The sequence below is a fragment of the uncultured Gimesia sp. genome (assembly GCF_937919775.1).
Taxonomy (GTDB): Bacteria; Planctomycetota; Planctomycetia; order Planctomycetales; family Planctomycetaceae; genus Gimesia.
The window spans coordinates 1-4,101 of sequence record NZ_CALFPF010000285.1; the positions used below are offsets into that span (position 1 = coordinate 1).

General features: G+C 43.1%; 4 protein-coding genes. 1 reads left to right on the forward strand and 3 read right to left on the reverse strand.

Annotated features, from left to right (window positions below; translation table 11 throughout):
- From Q0294_RS07720 to Q0294_RS07730, 3 genes are all read right to left on the reverse strand, one after another.
- Positions 1-1,485, reverse strand: a 1,485-nt coding sequence (locus tag Q0294_RS07720; protein ID WP_299462867.1) for a DUF3488 and transglutaminase-like domain-containing protein, incomplete at its 3' end; no start/stop codon positions are given.
- A gap of 37 nt (positions 1,486-1,522) precedes the next feature.
- Entirely contained in the window at positions 1,523-2,530 is a 1,008-nt protein-coding gene (locus Q0294_RS07725; RefSeq protein WP_299462870.1) for a DUF58 domain-containing protein, read from the reverse strand.
- Between the two features lie 578 nt (positions 2,531-3,108).
- Positions 3,109-3,645 (reverse strand): peptide chain release factor-like protein, encoded by a 537-nt coding sequence (locus Q0294_RS07730; protein ID WP_299462873.1) that lies wholly within the window; start codon positions 3,643-3,645, stop codon positions 3,109-3,111.
- Between the two features lie 171 nt (positions 3,646-3,816).
- Between Q0294_RS07730 and Q0294_RS07735 the strand changes: the two genes are divergently transcribed.
- Positions 3,817-4,101 (forward strand): hypothetical protein (locus Q0294_RS07735; protein WP_299462876.1); only part of this gene is annotated, 285 nt, incomplete at its 3' end.

The window sequence follows — 4,101 nt, forward strand, 5'->3', positions numbered from 1 at the left end:
CCTTAACATCAATGCCAGGGCAGAGGCATAATACTCACAGTGACCAGACTTGCGGTTAAACAGAAAGTCTTCTACAGGGTCAATATCTGGATCTTGAATGGACATGTTCAATGTGTAACTGAATTCTCCGGAGTCTCGTAAATGTGATTCAATGAACCTGGCTTTCTCGCTCTTGGATTTAAATTCCGGGTGAGATGCGATCAAATTGTCCGTATATAGAATTAATTTATCTAGATCCCTACGAGGTAATTTCAAGTATTCCTGCGTATGGTTCAGGTCCTGCATTTGATAGTTATCTGCCATGTTTTTTGCTGTAAATACAGTATATTTTGTGGGATCGGTACTATTCTGTTGATTTCTCTGTCGAACGGCATGCGTATCTGCATTCATACGAATTTCAGCTTTACCTAACATGTCCATACCAGCAACAGGTTGCATGACAAATATGACATCTGTTCCGATCGGTTCCAGAACTATTTCCTGTCGATAGAGATCTTGCGATTCAAGCTCCTGCGAGTCTTCGAGCCTCCAGCTTGATCCATTTTGGTCTCGACTCCAACTGCCGTTTCGATACCTTGAAAGCACTGCTCCGCGGAATAGAGGCTCATCTAATCCGAATTTATGAACAAACTCAGTAACAGAAACCGGTTCGTCTGTTTTGTTGTCATAAATCGCCAGTTCTAACACGCGCTCAGAGCTTTCAAGAATTTCTCCCATTTCTCCTAGCTGCACATTTTCTGTGAAACCAACTAATGGCTGGTTGTCTGCCTGGATTGTTTCGTTATTAAAAAATGAGCGATTCACCCATAATCGTGGGATCAATAAGAAAAAGCACATTGAAATGAATAAAGCAGTAACAGAGCAACCAATTGACGCCCAGAAGAATTCTCCTGTAAGCCACTTGCGACTTTGATCAGATTGAACACCGCCTCGCACCTGACTAGATTGATGAAACGGCGATACAGCTGTACTTTCCACATTAAGTCTTGGAATAACGGAAAATGTGTTTTGTTGCAAAAACGTATTTCGGGTTCGGTAAAGCGAGAATACGGAAAGTGTCCAAATCGCTAAAAAGAGGTAACCTACAAGCAGAAGGCCATAATAGCCCGACTCGGTCAAAACCGACCCAACTGCGATTTGTAAAAACCCTAATGCACAGAGCCACCAGTATTGTGTATCACCTTTCTTTTGCAGGAAAATGATCCAAGTCAGATAGACTAGAAAATGTGCTCCGGAAAGTAAGCGGCCTTCGATGTCCGAGAAAAATTCTGCACACACTATCAGGAAAGCAAGTAGCCCCAGGATATTCGCCCATAGCGGACTCAAGCTAAACTTATTCCAGCGGTCTGTGAAGAACAGGGTTAACAGCCCCAATGGAATTGTCAGCAATTGTGGGAAAACACCACCTTCTGCCATCATAAACATGATGCTGGACAATGCGATGAGCAAATAAATACTGAATTGAAATGTGAGCGTTAAATTCACCAGTGATTCTCTACTACTCAAAACTTAAAAAACAAATTCAATCTGTTTCTAGAACTAACCAGCGGGAAAGGAGAGCTGGCTCAGCTTCAATGGTTCTCCATTGTCCATTCATCTCCCCCCGTTCTTCAAACATCGTGTGTAAGTGGTTGTGTTTTTGGGGGTCACTCTCTTTTCTGGTTGTGACCAAAACGGTGCGAGATCGCGAAGAACTGGCTTCTGAAATTAATTTAATAAATTCACGATCAACCGGTGTCTTTCCGGGTTGCAATGTCGCAAGAAAATCCAATAAATAATCCAAGCCCATCGAACCAATGCCAACTTCTAAAAGTTCGAGTGATCTTCCGCGCGAGATTAAAGTTAATTTGGTGTCGCGGCTGTATTTTAAATGTTCCCTGCAAAGTGTTCCGACAAAACTGATGGCCCATTCCACGCGGTCTGCCTGATCCTGGCTGGAAGACGACGGTAACCATAAATCCAGACCGATGATCAGATCATAGTTTCGATTCTGATGGTATTCCTGAACCATCAATTCCCCCTGACGCGCAGAACTTCTCCAATGAATCGCACGCTGACTGTCGCCAGTCCGATATTCCCGAATGTGATTAAATTCGTCGTCAAAAACGCCACGTCGACTCCGGCTTTGCTGGGCCATTTCTGCGATAGAAAAAAAATCGTCTGCCCAGTGAGAATTTAATCTGCCGATCTGGGGATGAACTATGATTTCATTATACTCAGAAAAAACAGCGCCTCGTTTTACCAGTCCCAGAGGGTATCGTGTTGACACATGCAATGGCCCGAACTGATAGATCCCTCTCCGCATCAATTTCACGTAATAATGAGCCGATAACTGTTGTCCTGGCCCAACTCTGCGAAAGACAACGGAAGCATCCAATTTTTCATCCTGATTCGTGAAGTAATCGTTTACTTCCATCAAATAAGCGGCAATGAGTTTTTTATTATTTTCAAGACTGATTTCAGCCGTAAATGTTTCTCCCATCATCACTCTCTGCGGAATGAGACGTTTTAATTTGATGTTTTTTAACATGCTGTATGTGATCCAGCCATTTAAAACAAACGGACCAGTCATCATGGCAAACACTAGCATTAACATGTTTTCGCGTGAAAGGACAGACCCCACAAATAATACCGTCATCATCAACAGATAAACCAACCCGTCTCGGGGAAGCGATACACGATTTCGTCCAATTCGCTTGATATGGAATCGTTGTAAAAACGGGAAGAGGACGATTAGAACCTGATGAAATCCCCATAAAAAAATGCCCCCTGCTGCCATTCTCAGGATCAATGGGAGATTTTGGTGGAATTGCCCGAGTGTACGTGGAGCCTGAAATGTGTATATAAAAATGAATGCTCCAACGAGCATCAATATGAATCCCAGACGCCATTTGGCTCGTTTTCTCCAGAATTCAATCAATGTATTTTTCATAATTTGTTAGCCGGTTAGCCGCGCCATTCTAAATCGTAAAATATTCCGCAAAATATAAAAGTCCTGTCGTACTATTATTTTAACAGCATCCGACGAAAGATCTATGCTGATCAAAGCTCAGCAAAGGTGCAAATTTGAATCATTCGCCTTGTTGATTTTGAAAAACCTTCAACGATTTACTTCAAAGGGCTTAAACCTGATTCGTGCCGTTTTTGGTTTAACAGTGTAAACGCAGCCGGTTCTTTCTTGAGGAATTTGACCAATTGGGATGGAGAACATTTTAAAAAAAGGCTTGCCGCTTTGATATCAAACTGGAAATGAGCACAGGCATCAAGCGCTTCCGCCAATAACGCGGGAAAGTCATCGTGTTCCGAATTGACTTTGATCGTTCCGTTAGAAATTCTGCTTTGCCATAGTTGACTTGGAGCTTCCAGCAACTCGGCGAGTCGATATTGAATGGCCAGATTCACACGCAACCGAAACAATGCAATCGACCGATTTCGGCCTTGTTCCCGTTTTTCAGAGGCTTCGCCGATAATCTTTGTCGGGACATGTTTGATGACCACGCCTGTTTCGACTTTATTGCGATGTTGGCCTCCAGGACCAGACCTTCTCACGTGTCGAATTTGACAATCCTTAAGTAATAATTCCTGATCGATACACGCGGGATGGATCTTGTCTGACAGAGTCTTGACCGAGTCTGAGGAAGTCATCTTGGTCCACGCTACTTTGTAAAAGAAAAGGGGATGTTTTTCAGCGTACTTCACAGATCGGAGGTGACCGACTATGATATCTCAGCGATCTTAGATTATAGTTTGATCAAAAGGGCTACCGCTAGAAATATCCTGCCAGAATTATGGCACTACAAGTATCTGGATCTCACAATGAAATTAGTCATCAACCTCGTTCGTTTCAGACTTGCTTTGGGGATCTGTTTGTCCTTCCTTTATTTAGCTGGCAATGGCTGCGGTAGTGTTCACGACCCGAACAGTAAACCTGTCACCGAATTTGTACTGCTGGCAGGTGGAAAAGTTATTCATACTGGCAGCGATCTGCCTATCGATTCGGCGGCAAAGATACCGCAAACGGAGTTTGCCATCCGCGAAATCGATTTGACTGACGCCAAAATTAAAAATATTGATATGAAAAAATTTTCCAATTTGCCTTAC

Coding starts and splice junctions, on each gene's coding strand:
- Q0294_RS07725 (WP_299462870.1), bottom strand. CDS start 2,530: ATGTTAAAAAACATCAAATTAAAACGTCTCATTCCGCAGAGAGTGATG.
- Q0294_RS07730 (WP_299462873.1), bottom strand. CDS start 3,645: ATGACTTCCTCAGACTCGGTCAAGACTCTGTCAGACAAGATCCATCCC.